13 protein-coding genes are annotated in these 14,114 nt (G+C 41.4%); 7 read left to right on the top strand and 6 right to left on the bottom strand.

Features of this window, described 5'->3' with window-relative positions; all coding sequences use genetic code 11:
* Positions 1-102: 102 nt before the first annotated feature.
* The 3 genes from DDU33_RS07405 (at position 103) to apaH (ending at position 3,346) form a co-directional block, all read left to right on the top strand.
* A complete protein-coding gene (locus DDU33_RS07405; protein WP_005819457.1) occupies positions 103-1,917 on the top strand; it encodes a DEAD/DEAH box helicase in 1,815 nt (604 codons plus the stop codon).
* 98 nt (positions 1,918-2,015) lie between these two features.
* Entirely contained in the window at positions 2,016-2,531 is a 516-nt protein-coding gene (tadA, locus tag DDU33_RS07400; protein WP_039895679.1) for a tRNA adenosine(34) deaminase TadA, read from the top strand.
* A gap of 2 nt (positions 2,532-2,533) precedes the next feature.
* Complete coding sequence (gene apaH / locus DDU33_RS07395) at positions 2,534-3,346, top strand: bis(5'-nucleosyl)-tetraphosphatase (symmetrical) ApaH (RefSeq protein WP_005819459.1); 813 nt, start codon at positions 2,534-2,536, stop codon at positions 3,344-3,346.
* A 30-nt stretch (positions 3,347-3,376) separates the two neighbouring features.
* Here apaH and nagA read toward each other — a convergent pair whose 3' ends face one another.
* The 5 genes from nagA to DDU33_RS07370 form a co-directional block, all read right to left on the bottom strand.
* A complete protein-coding gene (gene nagA, locus DDU33_RS07390) occupies positions 3,377-4,522 on the bottom strand; it encodes an N-acetylglucosamine-6-phosphate deacetylase (protein WP_005819460.1) in 1,146 nt (381 codons plus the stop codon).
* 62 nt (positions 4,523-4,584) lie between these two features.
* Entirely contained in the window at positions 4,585-5,379 is a 795-nt protein-coding gene (gene nagB / locus DDU33_RS07385; RefSeq protein WP_005819461.1) for a glucosamine-6-phosphate deaminase, read from the bottom strand.
* A gap of 19 nt (positions 5,380-5,398) precedes the next feature.
* Positions 5,399-6,277 carry an N-acetylneuraminate lyase gene (gene nanA, locus DDU33_RS07380; protein ID WP_005819462.1) on the bottom strand — a complete coding sequence of 293 codons (879 nt, stop codon included), beginning with the start codon at positions 6,275-6,277 and terminating at the stop codon, positions 5,399-5,401.
* 17 nt (positions 6,278-6,294) lie between these two features.
* On the bottom strand, positions 6,295-7,173 hold the full coding sequence (locus DDU33_RS07375) for an N-acetylmannosamine kinase (protein WP_108924126.1): 879 nt from the start codon (positions 7,171-7,173) through the stop codon (positions 6,295-6,297).
* A 1-nt stretch (position 7,174) separates the two neighbouring features.
* Positions 7,175-7,873 (bottom strand): N-acetylmannosamine-6-phosphate 2-epimerase, encoded by a 699-nt coding sequence (locus DDU33_RS07370; RefSeq protein WP_108924124.1) that lies wholly within the window; start codon positions 7,871-7,873, stop codon positions 7,175-7,177.
* A gap of 245 nt (positions 7,874-8,118) precedes the next feature.
* Between DDU33_RS07370 and DDU33_RS07365 the strand changes: the two genes are divergently transcribed.
* The 4 genes from DDU33_RS07365 (at position 8,119) to DDU33_RS07350 (ending at position 13,542) form a co-directional block, all read left to right on the top strand.
* Positions 8,119-9,705, top strand: a complete 1,587-nt coding sequence (locus DDU33_RS07365; RefSeq protein WP_108924122.1) for an ABC transporter substrate-binding protein — start codon at positions 8,119-8,121, stop codon at positions 9,703-9,705.
* Between the two features lie 109 nt (positions 9,706-9,814).
* Positions 9,815-10,768 (top strand): ABC transporter permease, encoded by a 954-nt coding sequence (locus DDU33_RS07360; protein ID WP_108924120.1) that lies wholly within the window; start codon positions 9,815-9,817, stop codon positions 10,766-10,768.
* Positions 10,768-12,726, top strand: a complete 1,959-nt coding sequence (locus tag DDU33_RS07355; RefSeq protein ID WP_108924118.1) for a dipeptide/oligopeptide/nickel ABC transporter permease/ATP-binding protein — start codon at positions 10,768-10,770, stop codon at positions 12,724-12,726. The genes DDU33_RS07360 and DDU33_RS07355 overlap by 1 nt, the downstream gene beginning before the upstream one ends.
* Before the next feature lie 9 nt (positions 12,727-12,735).
* The gene (locus DDU33_RS07350; RefSeq protein WP_108924116.1) at positions 12,736-13,542 is read left to right on the top strand and encodes an ABC transporter ATP-binding protein; all 807 of its coding nucleotides are present in this window, start codon (positions 12,736-12,738) and stop codon (positions 13,540-13,542) included.
* A 37-nt stretch (positions 13,543-13,579) separates the two neighbouring features.
* Here DDU33_RS07350 and DDU33_RS07345 read toward each other — a convergent pair whose 3' ends face one another.
* Positions 13,580-14,092, bottom strand: coding sequence for a GNAT family N-acetyltransferase (locus DDU33_RS07345; RefSeq protein ID WP_005819473.1), 513 nt, complete (start codon positions 14,090-14,092; stop codon positions 13,580-13,582).
* Between the last annotated feature and the right edge of the window lie 22 nt (positions 14,093-14,114).

Raw genomic sequence — 14,114 nt, 5'->3', positions numbered from 1 at the left:
ACCTAAGAAGCTCAACAATATAATTTTTATTCTATGTTCACTTCCCCCTCTTCCGTAAACGAGGGAGAGTAAGGTGAGCTTCCGTTTTATTTTTGGAATTTTATGACTGAAACAAATTTAACTTTTGCCGACTTAGGCTTACCACAATCTATCCTTGACGCTGTAAATGAAATGGGATTTGTTACCCCTTCGCCTATCCAGCAGGCTTGTATTCCACACCTTTTAAATGGTCGTGATGTATTAGGAATGGCACAAACAGGAAGTGGTAAAACGGCGGCATTCTCTCTGCCTATTCTTGCGCAAATTGATCCTGAACAACGCTACCCTCAAATGTTGGTTATGGCACCAACTCGTGAATTAGCGATTCAAGTCGCAGATGCATGTGAACAATTTACCAAAAATATGCGTGGTATTCGTACCGTTACCATTTACGGTGGTCAGCGTTACGACATTCAAATCCGTGCATTAAAAAATGGCGCACAAGTTGTGGTGGGAACACCGGGGCGTATTCTCGACCATATTCGCCGTGGTACACTTGATCTATCAGCACTTAAAGCCATCGTACTTGATGAAGCTGATGAAATGCTACGTATGGGATTTATTGAAGACGTAGAAACGGTAATGGCTGAATTACCTGAAAATCACCAAACTGCGCTCTTCTCTGCCACAATGCCAGAGCCTATTCGTCGTATCACGAAGCGTTTTATGAAAGATCCGCAAGAGGTAAAAATTCAAGCTACCCAACGTTCTGCACCAGATATTGCGCAAAGTTACTGGTTAGTCAATGGCTTCCGTAAAAATGATGCGCTTCTACGTTTCTTAGAAGTAGAAGATTTTGACGCGGCAATTATCTTTACCCGCACAAAAACCGGCACCATTGATATTGCTGAGCTTTGTGAACGTAACGGCTACCGAGCGGCAGCGCTCAATGGCGATATGACACAACAATCTCGTGAACAAGCGTTAGATAAACTGAAATCAGGTCGTCTAGATATTATTGTTGCAACTGATGTGGCTGCGCGTGGTATTGATATTGATCGTATCAGCCTTGTTGTAAACTATGATATTCCATTAGATGCGGAATCTTACGTTCACCGTATCGGTCGTACCGGTCGTGCCGGACGTTCTGGTCGTGCATTATTGTTTGTTGAACCACGTGAACGCCGCTTACTGCGTAACATTGAACATCTCATCAAAAAACCTATTGATGAAGTGGCAATTCCAAATCACGAAATCTTAATGGAAAAACGCCGAGCGAAATTCAAAGCTCGTATCGAAAAACAACTTGAGCATCATGATTTAGAAAAATATCGTGAACTATTAGAAGATTTATTTACCGCTGATCAAGATCACGAAGAACTTGCAGCTGCAATGATGATGCTACTTCAAGAAAAACAAAAACTTATTCTTCCGCCAGATCCGGTTATCAAAGCAGCACGTGGTGAACGAGGTAAAGGCCGTGAAAACCCTCGCTCTGCGGAACGACGTGGCAATGGTCGTGAACATCGTGATAACAACGGTGTCGCAATGGATCTTTATCGTATTGAACTCGGTCGTGAAGATGGTGTTGAAGTTCGTCATATTGTGGGCGCAATTGCGAATGAGGGCGACATTAACAGCCGTTATATCGGACATATCAAATTGCACGATAAATATTCAACCATTGAGCTACCTCAAGGTATGCCAAAACACTTGGTGCAACACTTTGCACAAAAAGCCCGAGTATTAAGCAAACCAATGCAGATGTCTTTCTTAGGTCCTGCCGGTGGTGCAACAAATGCGAATCCTTACGAAGATAAAGGCGGACGTGGCAAAGGTCGTGGCGGTAAAGATGGTCGCCGTGATGAACGAGGCTTTAAAGATCGCAAAGAAGGCGGATTTAAAGAAAAACGTTTTAACGAGCGTGGTCGCCGATAATGATGACTTGTAGGGACACACTGCGTGTGTCCGCTACTTGTATTTAAAATTGTGATTGATGGACACACTCAGTGTGTCCCTACTATTTTAATTAAATTATGTTTATCCAACCCTCTCAAACCCATTGCGATTTAACCTTAACGGAACAGGATGTTTACTTTATGCAATATGCTTTGTCCCTTGCCGATAAAGCAGAACAAGAAGGTGAAATTCCCGTCGGGGCTGTTTTGGTTGATAAAAGCGGGAAAATAGTTGGCGAAGGTTGGAACCGTTCGATTATCCTTTCTGATCCAACTGCACACGCCGAAATTCAAGCCATTCGTATGGCAGGTCAGCATTTACAAAATTATCGCCTTTTAGACACAACGCTTTATGTCACTTTAGAGCCTTGTCCAATGTGTGCCGGTGCGATTTTGCATAGTCGTATTGGGCGTTTAGTTTTTGGCGCTTCGGATTACAAAACAGGGGCAATTGGCTCACGCTTTCATCTTTTTGAAGACTATAAAATGAACCATTTTTTACAAATTCGTGGCGGAGTAATGCGTGATGAATGTAGTCAAAAAATCAGTGCATTCTTTAAAAAGAGAAGGCAGGAACAAAAACAAAAGGAGTAAAAATGGCAACCTATATTGTTGGCGATTTGCACGGCTGTTTCAAAGAGTTACAAGCTTTACTTGCTCAAGTTTCTTTTAATCCACAAGATGATGAACTTTGGCTAACCGGCGATCTTGTCGCGCGAGGCGAAGATTCGCTGGCTTGTCTTCGTTTTGTGAAATCTCTTGGAAATAAAGCGCAAACAGTTCTCGGTAATCATGACTTGCATCTACTCTCTACCCTATTAGGGATTAAGAAAGTAAAGCCGTCCGATCATGTTGACAGTATTTTTACCGCTGAAGATCGTGAGGAATTGCAAAAGTGGCTTCGAAATCAACCGCTTGCAATCCAACACCCTAAGCATGGTTTTGTTCTCGTTCATGCAGGGATTAGCCCGGAATGGGATCTTCCCACGACGTTTCGTTGCGCTCGTGAGGCAGAGAAGGTTTTAAAAAGCGACCATTATGCCGATTATATTGCTCAAATGTATGAAAATACGCCTGACCACTGGGATGAACAACTTACCGGTATAGAACGTTGGCGTTATATCGTGAATGTTTTTACTCGCATGCGTTTTTGTTATACCGACAAGCGGTTAGATTTTGCGTGTAAATTACCTATTGAAGAAGCACCTTCTGAGCTAAAAGCTTGGTTTGAACTAGATAATCCGCATTTTGCAAAAGAGAGTATTATTTTTGGACACTGGGCAAGCCTTATGGGGAAATCAACACGCCCGAATATTTATGCCTTAGATACAGGCTGCGCATGGGGAAACCATCTCACTATGTTACGCTGGGAAGATAAGCAATACTTTACTCAAGCGAGATTTCGATAAAAAATCTGCACCCTTTCGGTGCAGATTTTTTTAGGCATTAGCTTTCCATTTTCCATTAACAGCTGTACCAATCACTTTAAATTGTGCATTGAATGCCGTAAGGTTAGCAATTTTGCCCACTTCAATCGAACCAAGTTTTTCATCAACGCCAATCGCTCTGGCTGGATAAAGATTACACATTCTTAATGTTTCATCAAGTGGGATCCCCACTTCAATTACCGAATTACGAATCGACTCTATCATGGTAATGGCGGCTCCTCCTAATGTGCCTTTTTCATCAAAACATTTACCATCTCGCACATAAACGGTTTTCCCAACAAATTGGAATTGTTCGATATCTGAGCCAGCTGCTGCCACCGCATCGGTTACAATACAGAGCTTATCGCCTTTTACTCGTTTAGCAATGTTGATATTACCATAAGTCACATGTAAGCCATCAACGATAATGCCGGCATAAACATCATCACTATCCAGCACTGCACCCACAACACCCATTTCTCGTCCTGAACTAATGGGCGACATTGCATTATGTAAGTGAGTTGCAAAGGTTGCCCCTTGTTTAAAGGCTTGTTTAGCCGTTTGATAATCGGCATTAGAGTGTCCGATAGAAATGACAATACCTGCATGAACAAAGCGTTCAATATGTTTCGCCGTTGGATTTTCTGCTGCCAATGTGATTTTCTTAATCACATCTGCATTTCGGCATAAATATGCCACCATGTCATAGTTTGCTTCACGGATATATTCTGGTCGGTGAACCCCTTTTTTCGCAATGCTTAAATATGGGCCTTCCAAGTGCAAGCCTAATGCTTGATTATCATATTTCTCAAGATAATCACGCATGACGTTAATCGCTTGCTTCATGCCTTCATCTGGTGCGGTAATAAATGTTGGTAAAAAACTTGTTGTGCCGGATTTCAAATTGGTTTCCTGCATAATCTCCAGCGTTTTGACGGTCGTTTCTTCATTGAACATTACGCCCCCACAACCATTAAGTTGTAGGTCAATGAAGCCCGCAGTTAAATTTGCGCCGTGTAAATCAACCATCGGAAGATCTTTGGGTAAATCTTTCTCAAAAACGACCGCTTCTATTTTGTCATGCTCAACTATTACCGCATGCTGATAAAGCACATCAAAGCCTGTGTAAATGACACAATTCGTTAATGCATATTTCATCTTAATTCTCCAGAAAACTCGCCATTATCTCGGCAAGAACATATCAATACCGCAATGATACGCTATCTCGCTACGTTTTTCTCCAGTTGTTTAAAGTATTTCACGGTTTTTACTTTAAGTTCTTGAGTCGCAGGCTCATCACAAACCACAACAGCACGTTTATGTAGTTGTAATGCTGATACTGTCCAAAAATGATTTACTGCGCCCTCTACACAAGCCTGTAATGCCAAGGCTTTATTGTAGCCGGTTACAAGAATCATCACTTCTTCAGCATCCAACAAAGTTCCTACCCCAATTGTTAAGGCAAATTTAGGGACTTTATTCACATCATTATCAAAAAAACGCGAGTTTGCAATAAGCGTATCTTCGGTTAAGGTTTTAATCCGTGTTCGAGAAGAAAGCGAAGAGGCGGGCTCATTAAAGGCGATATGTCCATCTACACCCACGCCGCCCATAAACAAATGGATTTTGCCATAGTGACGGATTTTTTCCTCGTAACGTTCACATTCTGCATTAACATCTTCCGCCATACCATTCAGCAAATTGATATTTTGAGGTTGAATATCAATATGATCGAAAAAATGTTTATGCATAAAAGCATGATAACTTTCCGGATGTTCAGGCGGAAGTCCCACATATTCATCCATATTAAACGTCACCACATGTTTAAAACTTACCTCTCCGGCTTGGTAAAGTTTAATCAGTTCTTGATATGTTTTAAGTGGCGTTCCCCCTGTTGGCAAGCCCAGTACGAAAGGATTTTGTTCTGTTGGTTGAAAATGGTTAATACGATCTGCGATATAACGAGCGGACCATACTGCAACATCTTCTGCCGTGTCTAAGGGAATTAAACGCATTTGATTTTCCTCCTGAAAATTATAAATATGTCGCTTTTAAATGTTTAGCCACTTCAATTTGTTTATCTGTTAATTTTGCCGTCATTGGCTCTCGACAATATCCTGCCTCAATACCTTCTAACTTCAATAGTTCTTTTAAGGTAAGGTATAACCCATTTGCTAAAACACCTTCAATTAAGTCATTCGTTTCATGTTGAAGTGCGAGAGCCTCATTCAATTTGCCAGCTTTGGTTAAGTCAAAAATTTGTCTGGCTCGAATGCCATTTACGTTAAAGGTAGAACCAATCGCTCCATCGACACCTAATGAAACCGCCGGCAACATCATTTCATCAAACCCAGCCCAAATGAGATGATTTGGGTAGGCTTTTTTCAAACGTTCTAACAAATAGAAATCCCCTGCAGTAAATTTGACACCAATAACTTTAGGATTTTGGTAAAGTTCGCCAAATTGCTCTATGCCCATATTTACCCCGGTTAGGAATGGGATAGAATAAACGATCATATTATTGCCGGTTTCTGCAATGATGGTGTCGTAATAGTGTTTAATTTCAGCAAAACTGAATTTATAGTAAAACGGTGTGACCGCAGATAAGCTATCATAACCTAATTCAGTTGCATATTTACCTAATTCAACAGCCTCTTTTAAATTCACACTGCCCACTTGAGCAATTAAGGCTATTTGATCTTTGGCTTCATCTTTAGCGATACGGAAGATCTCTTTTTTCTCCTCCGTAGAAAGCATAAAGTTTTCGCCCGTAGAACCGCCTACATATAACCCATCAACTTTCATTTTATCTATGTTGTGACGAATAATTTGGCGTAATCCTTTTTCATTGATCGTACCATCTTCGTTAAATGAGACGAGTAATGCACTAAAAATACCTGTTAAGTTTTTCATAAAATATCCCCTAATGTTTAAAACTGTTGATTCATTTCTGCCCATTTCGCCGCACCAATTAAACCGGCATCGCCGGCATAACGAGCTTTCACAATAGGGCAATGATAAATAGACGGTAAGGCTTGCATGAATTTTTCAACCAAAGGCAAATATCCCTCGGCTAACCCAACGCTTCCACCGATAACGATTTTTTGTGTATCCAAACCAATTTTTAAATCCGCAACTAAATTTGCGATTGCTTTTGCAGATCTTTCAACTAATTGAACCGCTTGTAATTCTTGCTGGCGGAAACGTTCAAAGACCTCTTTCGCCGAACAAGGTGCTTCCCAGTTTGCAGCTGCGGCTTCAATTGCTCGCCCTGAGGCTATTACCTCTACACAACCTGGTCGCCCACAACCACAAATCGGTCCATTCGGATCGGCTAATGTATGACCTAAATGCCCTGCAATACCGTGGGGTTCACATAACAACTGCCCATTTTGAATAATACCTCCACCAACACCTGTAGAAACGGTGATAAAGACAAAATTCTGAATTTCTTGAGGATCTTCGTGTTGATATTCCGCACAAACAGCAGCTTGTACATCGTTTAACAGAAAAATAGGTTTAGCAGTCAATTGCGTCAATGTTTCTTTCAATGGGAATTCCGCTAATCCACCTAAATTTTTAGGATTCAATGCAGTTAAAATACCCTGGTTAATAATCCCTGTTGAAGCCACCGAAATCGCATCAAATTGTCCTTGATACTGAGCAACAAGTTCGGCTAATACGGCTTTCATTGCCCCACTCTCTTTTGATTGCGGTGTAGCAATTTGTACTCGTTGAGATAGCTGATTATTTTCAACTAACGCCGCCGCAATTTTGGTGCCACCAATATCTATTGATAAACATCGCATATTAACCAACCTTAGCAGATTCCGCAGATTGAATCGCTTTTACAAACCAACTCACAATATGTTCAAGGCGCGTTAAAGCTGAACCAACAGTTACCGCATCAGCGCCAATTTCTATTGCTTTTTGGGCTAATTCCGGTGTGTTATAGCGTCCTTCCGCCATCACAAAACAGCCTGCATTTTTTAAATCAATCACAAGCTGATAATCAGGCTCATCGGGAACTACTCCTCCGGTATAACCCGACATCGTGCTTCCGACAATATCGAATCCCAATTGCTGACAATAGAGACCCTCTTCTAAATTGGAGCAATCCGCCATTGCTAAACAACCTTGTGCATGAATACGCTCGACAGCCAGCTTAAGCTCCACTGGGCGAGTTCTAAAGGTTCCATCGACAGCAATGATATCTGCCCCTGCTTGGGCTAACGCATCAATATCTTCCAAATAAGGCGTGATCCGCACAGGCGAGTCAGGCAAATCTCGCTTCACAATGCCAATGATCGGCACGGTAATATAAGGACGGGTTGCTTTCAGATTTTCAACACCTTCAATACGGATGCCTTTCGCACCACCAACAACCGAAGCCATTGCCATTGCTGCCACAATTTCCGGCTTATCCATTGGTCCGTCATCAACAGGTTGGCAAGAAGCAATGAGTCCATTTTGAATTTGAGCCAAAATTTTTTCTTGGGATTTACGCATATCCCCTCCTCTTTATTTGGATAATGAAAAAATATTTAAGATTTTTCAGCGATTATATGCTTTTTGAAATTTCACTCCATTATTTTTTTCTAAAAATGTGAACAAGATCTCAAAAATGAAACAAATCTCCAATAAAAGGTTGAAAAATGAATTTTTTGTTCTATTATGAATAAAAAACAAGCATCCGTTTGGTTTTTTCATTCCTTTTAAATACATTTATGCAACTTCAATGAAAGGAGCAATCTATGAAAACACAATTTGAACTCAATGAATCTCGTCGCCATTTTATGAAATTGCTTGCTGGTGCAAGTGCTGGCTTGGCTTTTAGTGGGACTTTAGGCACCTTTTCTTCAGAGGCATTTGCTAGTATACGGGCGGGTTCCAGTATTGAAGCGGGGATTGCTTACCCAATCTCTACTGGCTTTGACCCTCTAACCGCAAGCGGCGCGTCTTCACAAGCCGCAAACTTACATATTTTTGAAGGTTTGGTGGACTTACACCCTGCAACTCGTCAGCCTTATCTTGCTCTTGCCGCCAAAGATCCTGAAATGAAAGATGAAGTGACCTATCACGTCACATTAAGAGATGGTGCCGTTTTCCACGATGGGAAACCAGTGACAACAGAAGATGTTGTGTATTCTTTTGAACGTGTGCTTGATCCGGCAAAAGCTTCGCTATTTGCACAATTCATTCCATTTATTGAATCCGTGAAGGCATTAGATGACAAAGTGGTGGAATTTAAATTGAAATATCCATTTGCTTTATTTAAAGAACGCTTGACCATTGTCAAAATTGTGCCGAAACATATCGTAGAAGCAGGACAATCTGCCTTTGATGCAAACCCAATCGGTTCTGGTCCATATCGTTTTGTTTCTGCAACAAAAGATGACCGTATCGTTTTTGCAGCTAACCCAGCATATAACGGTATTTATCCTGCTAAAGTCGAAAAAATGACATGGTTCTTATTAGCAGATGATGCTGCTCGTGTCACCGCGCAAGAATCTGGTCGTATCCAAGCTATGGAATCTGTGCCTTATTTAGATGCACAACGCTTAAAACGTAAAACGGAAGTTCAGCCTGTACAATCTTTTGGCTTACTCTTCTTAATGTTTAACTGTGAAAAAGCACCATTTAATAATCCTAAAGTGCGTCAAGCGTTACATTATGCGATAGATACCCAAAAATTGATTGATATTGCGTTCTTAGGTAATGCAAAAGCCGCGACTTCTTATGTTCAAGATACGCATCCTGATTATGTCAAAGCTAATGCACAATACGACTTTGACAAAGCCAAAGCGGAGGCATTACTCCAAGAAGCAGGTGTGAAAGAGTTAAAATTCCAACTCTTATCTACTGACCATGCTTGGGTTAAAGAGTGTGCGCCATTGATTCTCGAATCTTGGAATGCGCTAAAAGGCGTGAAAGCTACCCTTCAACATTTACAATCTGGTGCATTATATGGGGCACATGTTGATAAAGGTAACTTTGAAGTCGTGATTGCACCGGGCGATCCATCTGTATTCGGTAATGACTTAGACCTCTTACTCAGTTGGTGGTATCGTGGTGATGTATGGCCAAAACGTCGTTTCCGCTGGGCAGATACACCAGAGTATGCTGAAATCCAAAAATTACTGGATGAAGCAGTGAGAGCGAAATCACATGAAGAAGCAAAAGTTGCTTGGACAAAAGCAATCAACATTATTGCAGAACAAGTGCCGCTTTACCCAATTGTGCATCGTAAACTCCCAACAGCATGGAATGCAAAAGCACTCACAGACTTCCAACCATTACCAACAACGGGTCTTTCATTCTTAGGTGTTGGTCGTAAATAATCATTAGCGTTATTAAGGGCGTAATTCGCTTACGCCCTACATCACTTGTAATTTTTTTATAAAATCTAACCGCTTGTTTTTCTAAAACCATCACAATGAGGAGAAAAACATGGAAATCGTCCTCCGTCTTCTATTCCGACGTTTAATGGCTCTTCCAGTCATGATTCTAGGTGTAACTGCCTTAGTTTTTATCGTATTGCAATTTACGCCAGGCGATCCTGCTACTATTGCATTAGGCGAAAGTGCTAGCGAAGCCGCTAAAGAAATCTATCGAGAACAACATGGCTTAAACGATCCGCTGATCGTGCAATACCTTCGCTTTTTAGGCAATTTGTTTGTTTTAGACTTTGGTATGACAACACCGCCGGAACAACCTATTGTCAGCATGATCGCAAAAGCTTTTCCGCTCACATTGCAATTAACCTTTATTGGGGTATTTCTTGCTGCCGTTGTCTCATTTAGCTTAGGTATTACTGCGGCACTTTATCGAGATCGCTGGGTAGATCAAGTTATTCGCTTAGTTTCTGTCGCAGCGGTTGCCACACCATCATTTTGGTTAGGGATTTTATTGATTCAATACTTTTCGCTTAAATTAGACTGGTTACCTTCTGGTGGTTTCGTACCTTTTAGTGAAGATCCGCACGAATACTTACGTTCGATGATTTTACCTTCATTAGCACTGGCTGTTCCTGTTTGTGCCTCATTGATTCGTGTTGTACGAACCACAATGGTAGAAGAAATGGATAAAGATTACGTACGTACCGCAATTGGTAATGGCGTACCTTACGCTACGGTTATTCGCCACAATGTTTTACGCAATGCGTTAATTACACCGGTTACCGTATTAGGTTTGCGTGTCGGCTATTTATTGGGTGGTGCTGTTGTTATTGAGCAAATCTTCGACCTGCCGGGTATGGGAAAACTCATCTTTAACGGCATTGTGAATCACGACTTAAATCTGGTACAAGGTGTTGTCTTAACCATTGCCTTTACCTTTGTGCTTGTCAATATCATCGTAGATATTCTCTACTTATTGATTAACCCTAAAATTCGGAGTCTATAATGTTTCGTCAAGGATTAGCCGCTCGGCTTGCAAATGGCGGTGCAAGATTCAGAGCCTTACCAACCAGTTCAAAAATCGCCTTAATTTTTATCGTGTTTATTGCGGTCATTGCGATACTGGCTCCTGTTGTTGCACCTTATGATCCATTACAAACCATACGCCCTGTTCAAGCACCAAATAGCGAATTTTTATTCGGAACCGACCGCTTGGGACGTGATATTTTCTCTCGTATGGTTTGGGGAGCAAGAACCTCTCTCTTTATCGGCTTAGGTGCCGTTGGGGTAGCAATTATCTTCGGCGGTATTTTAGGTGCAACGGCTGCAACCGCAGATAAACTAGGGAACGAAGTCATTATGCGTTTAATGGACATTCTAATGGCTTTCCCGGGTATTGCACTTGCGGCGGTATTATTAGCCACCTTTGGCAATTCCGTGCCGGTCATCATTATAACCATTGCGGTCGTTTATACCCCACAACTCGCTCGAGTGGTTCGTGCCAATGTAATCTCACAATGGGAAGAAGACTATGTTCGTGCTGAACGGGTATTAGGCGGAAGTCGTACTTATATTTTGTTAAAACATGTGGTTCGCAATACGGCTGCTCCTGTTTTAGTATTTGCCACCGTAATGGTTGCGGATGCCATTGTTTTTGAAGCGTCACTCTCTTTCTTAGGTGCAGGTGTTCAACCGCCATTCCCATCTTGGGGGAATATCTTATCTGAAGGTCGTAACCTTGTCTTGAGCGGTTTCTGGTGGGCAACAACCTTTGCCGGTATGTTTATTTTACTTACGGTCTTAGCTTTAAACATCTTAGCGGAAGGGCTTACAGACGCATTGGTAAATCCAAAATTAAAACGGACAACCAAACAAAAAGAAGATGTAGCCAAACCGTTATCCACAGATGTACAAGAGGCGATGGCCGAAACATTAGCATTAAAACGTTATTTGAATCAGCTACATGAGAAAGAAATTTCTCGTACAGATCGGATGCAATTACAACACGATGCCAAACCGATTTTACAAGTGAAAAACCTCTCTATCCGCTTCCCTAATCGTTATGGCGATATTCCGCTTGTCGATGAAATTAGCTTTACAGTCCATGAAGGCGAAACCATGGGGTTAGTGGGCGAATCAGGTTGCGGAAAATCTATTACAGCTTTCTCTATTATGGGACTGTTACCGAAGAGTGCAAAAATTACCGGTGAGATTCTTTTCACTGACCGCAGTGGAAAACAGCATGATTTATTAAAATCAACTGAACTCAATCAACTACGTGGTCATGAAATTGCCATGATTTACCAAGATGCATTAAGTGCTTTAAATCCATCTATGCGCATCAAAGATCAAATGGCACAACTCATTAGCCGAGGCGGAAAACAATCTGCTGAAACGTTATTACAATGGGTGAAACTCGATCCTGAGAAAACATTAAACCGTTATCCGCATGAACTTTCAGGTGGACAACGCCAACGTGTCTTGATTGCAATGGCTTTAGCTCGAGAACCTAAATTACTTATTGCTGATGAACCGACAACCGCTTTAGACGTTGTCGTTCAAGCCGAAGTCATTAAATTATTAAATGAATTACGTGAAAAATTAGGCTTTGCCATGGTCTTTGTAAGCCACGATCTCGCCCTTGTCGCACAAATGGCACACCATATTACCGTGATGTATGCCGGACAAGTCGTTGAATCTGCGCCGACCTCTGCACTATTGGCTTACCCAACTCACGAATATACACGGGGATTACTAGGTTCTGTGCTTTCTACGGAAGTGCGGGCAAAACGTTTATATCAAATACCGGGTAGCGTGCCTTCACCATTTGATTTTGCCAAAGGCGACCGATTTGCAAGTCGTTCTCTACGCCCTGAAGCAAATCCAGAACAACGTTTACCACTCGTTGCCACAGAAGATCATCCAAAACACCTCTGGGCTTCACATTTAAGCTCAGCAAAATAGGAGGATAATATGAGTATGAAAGTGTTAAAAGAACAACCTATTATTGAGTTATCCGATATTGTTGTGGAATTTGCTTCTCGTGATGGTACGCTGTTCAACCCTAAAAAATTCACGGCAATTGACCATGTCAATTTATCGATTTACGCAGGCGAAACTGTTGGACTGGTTGGACAATCCGGCTGTGGTAAATCCACATTAGCAAATGTGATGATCGGGCTACAAAAACCGACTGCCGGAACAATTAAATTCAATGGATTACAAATGAAGTATGGTAGTGCAGAGGCTCGAAAACAGTTTGGTCGGCAAGTTTCTGTTATCTTCCAAGATCCGGCTACCGCACTTAATCCTAGAATGAGGGTATTGGATATTTTGAAAGATCCAATGGATATTCACAATGTCTTACAACCCAAAGAGCGAGAAAAACGTGTTTATGAACTCCTTTCTCGCGTTGGACTCCCTCGCTCTGCCGCACAGGTTGAGCCGACTCGCCTTTCCGGTGGTCAAAAACAACGTGTTGCGATAGCCAGAGCATTAGCGTTAAGTCCTAAATTGATTGTGGCAGATGAACCTACTTCAGCATTAGATGTGTCGGTACGTGCGCAAGTATTAAATCTACTTGCCGATCTCAAAAAAGAACTCAATCTTGCGATGGTCTTTATTTCTCACGATTTACAGACCGTCCATCAAGTTTCTGATCGAATCGTTGTCATGAATGGAGGGAAAATTATTGAAACAGGTTCTGCGGATGTGGTATTTAACAACCCAAAAGATAGCTATACAAAAACATTAATTCAAGCTGCACCATCTTTATTGTAAAAAAGAAAAAACTGGAGAGAATCTCTCCAGTTTTCATCTAAATACGCTGATAAGAAAGCATCAACAACGTTCGCCATTTATCTTGCCCTTGCTCATCTTTCCCCATATTGGCTATATTCGGGAAACGTCCCCATTGTTCAAAACCATGTTTGAACATCAATTTCTGACTCACTTCATTCATTTCAAACACATATGCCATCAGAGTATGAATACCGTGATTCAACATTTCTGCTTGCATAAATTGAATGATCTCTGAACCGTAGCCCTTTCCTTTTGCCTTTCCATCTAAATAAATACTGATTTCTGAAGTATGAATAAAAGCGGGACGCTCATAAAATGGCGAGAAACTAAACCAGCCGGCAATCCCTTCTTCATCTTCAACTGTCCATATTGGATATTTTTCACTTGATAGATGAAAATCGAACCATGCACGGCGATTAGTTGTCGTTGCCAGCTCAAGATCCGCCGTAATTTGATGGGTTGGGATAGCTTGATTATAAATGGCTAAAATTGTTTCAAAATCGGTTTCTATAGATTTGCGGATACGCATTTCTTTTCCTTATTATCATTAA

This window comes from Actinobacillus porcitonsillarum (genome assembly GCF_003101015.1).
Lineage (GTDB): Bacteria > Pseudomonadota > Gammaproteobacteria > Enterobacterales > Pasteurellaceae > Haemophilus_A > Haemophilus_A porcitonsillarum.
Note: the sequence above shows the minus strand (reverse complement) of the source record. Positions and strands in the feature narration are given on the sequence as shown.

Bases quoted from the DNA above. Each gene is read 5' to 3' on its own strand.
- DDU33_RS07405 (WP_005819457.1), top strand. From the start codon at position 103: ATGACTGAAACAAATTTAACTTTTGCCGACTTAGGCTTACCACAATCT.
- tadA (WP_039895679.1), top strand. From the start codon at position 2,016: ATGTTTATCCAACCCTCTCAAACCCATTGCGATTTAACCTTAACGGAA.
- apaH (WP_005819459.1), top strand. From the start codon at position 2,534: ATGGCAACCTATATTGTTGGCGATTTGCACGGCTGTTTCAAAGAGTTA.
- nagA (WP_005819460.1), bottom strand. From the start codon at position 4,522: ATGAAATATGCATTAACGAATTGTGTCATTTACACAGGCTTTGATGTG.
- nagB (WP_005819461.1), bottom strand. From the start codon at position 5,379: ATGCGTTTAATTCCCTTAGACACGGCAGAAGATGTTGCAGTATGGTCC.
- nanA (WP_005819462.1), bottom strand. From the start codon at position 6,277: ATGAAAAACTTAACAGGTATTTTTAGTGCATTACTCGTCTCATTTAAC.
- DDU33_RS07375 (WP_108924126.1), bottom strand. From the start codon at position 7,173: ATGCGATGTTTATCAATAGATATTGGTGGCACCAAAATTGCGGCGGCG.
- DDU33_RS07370 (WP_108924124.1), bottom strand. From the start codon at position 7,873: ATGCGTAAATCCCAAGAAAAAATTTTGGCTCAAATTCAAAATGGACTC.
- DDU33_RS07365 (WP_108924122.1), top strand. From the start codon at position 8,119: ATGAAAACACAATTTGAACTCAATGAATCTCGTCGCCATTTTATGAAA.
- DDU33_RS07360 (WP_108924120.1), top strand. From the start codon at position 9,815: ATGGAAATCGTCCTCCGTCTTCTATTCCGACGTTTAATGGCTCTTCCA.
- DDU33_RS07355 (WP_108924118.1), top strand. From the start codon at position 10,768: ATGTTTCGTCAAGGATTAGCCGCTCGGCTTGCAAATGGCGGTGCAAGA.
- DDU33_RS07350 (WP_108924116.1), top strand. From the start codon at position 12,736: ATGAGTATGAAAGTGTTAAAAGAACAACCTATTATTGAGTTATCCGAT.
- DDU33_RS07345 (WP_005819473.1), bottom strand. From the start codon at position 14,092: ATGCGTATCCGCAAATCTATAGAAACCGATTTTGAAACAATTTTAGCC.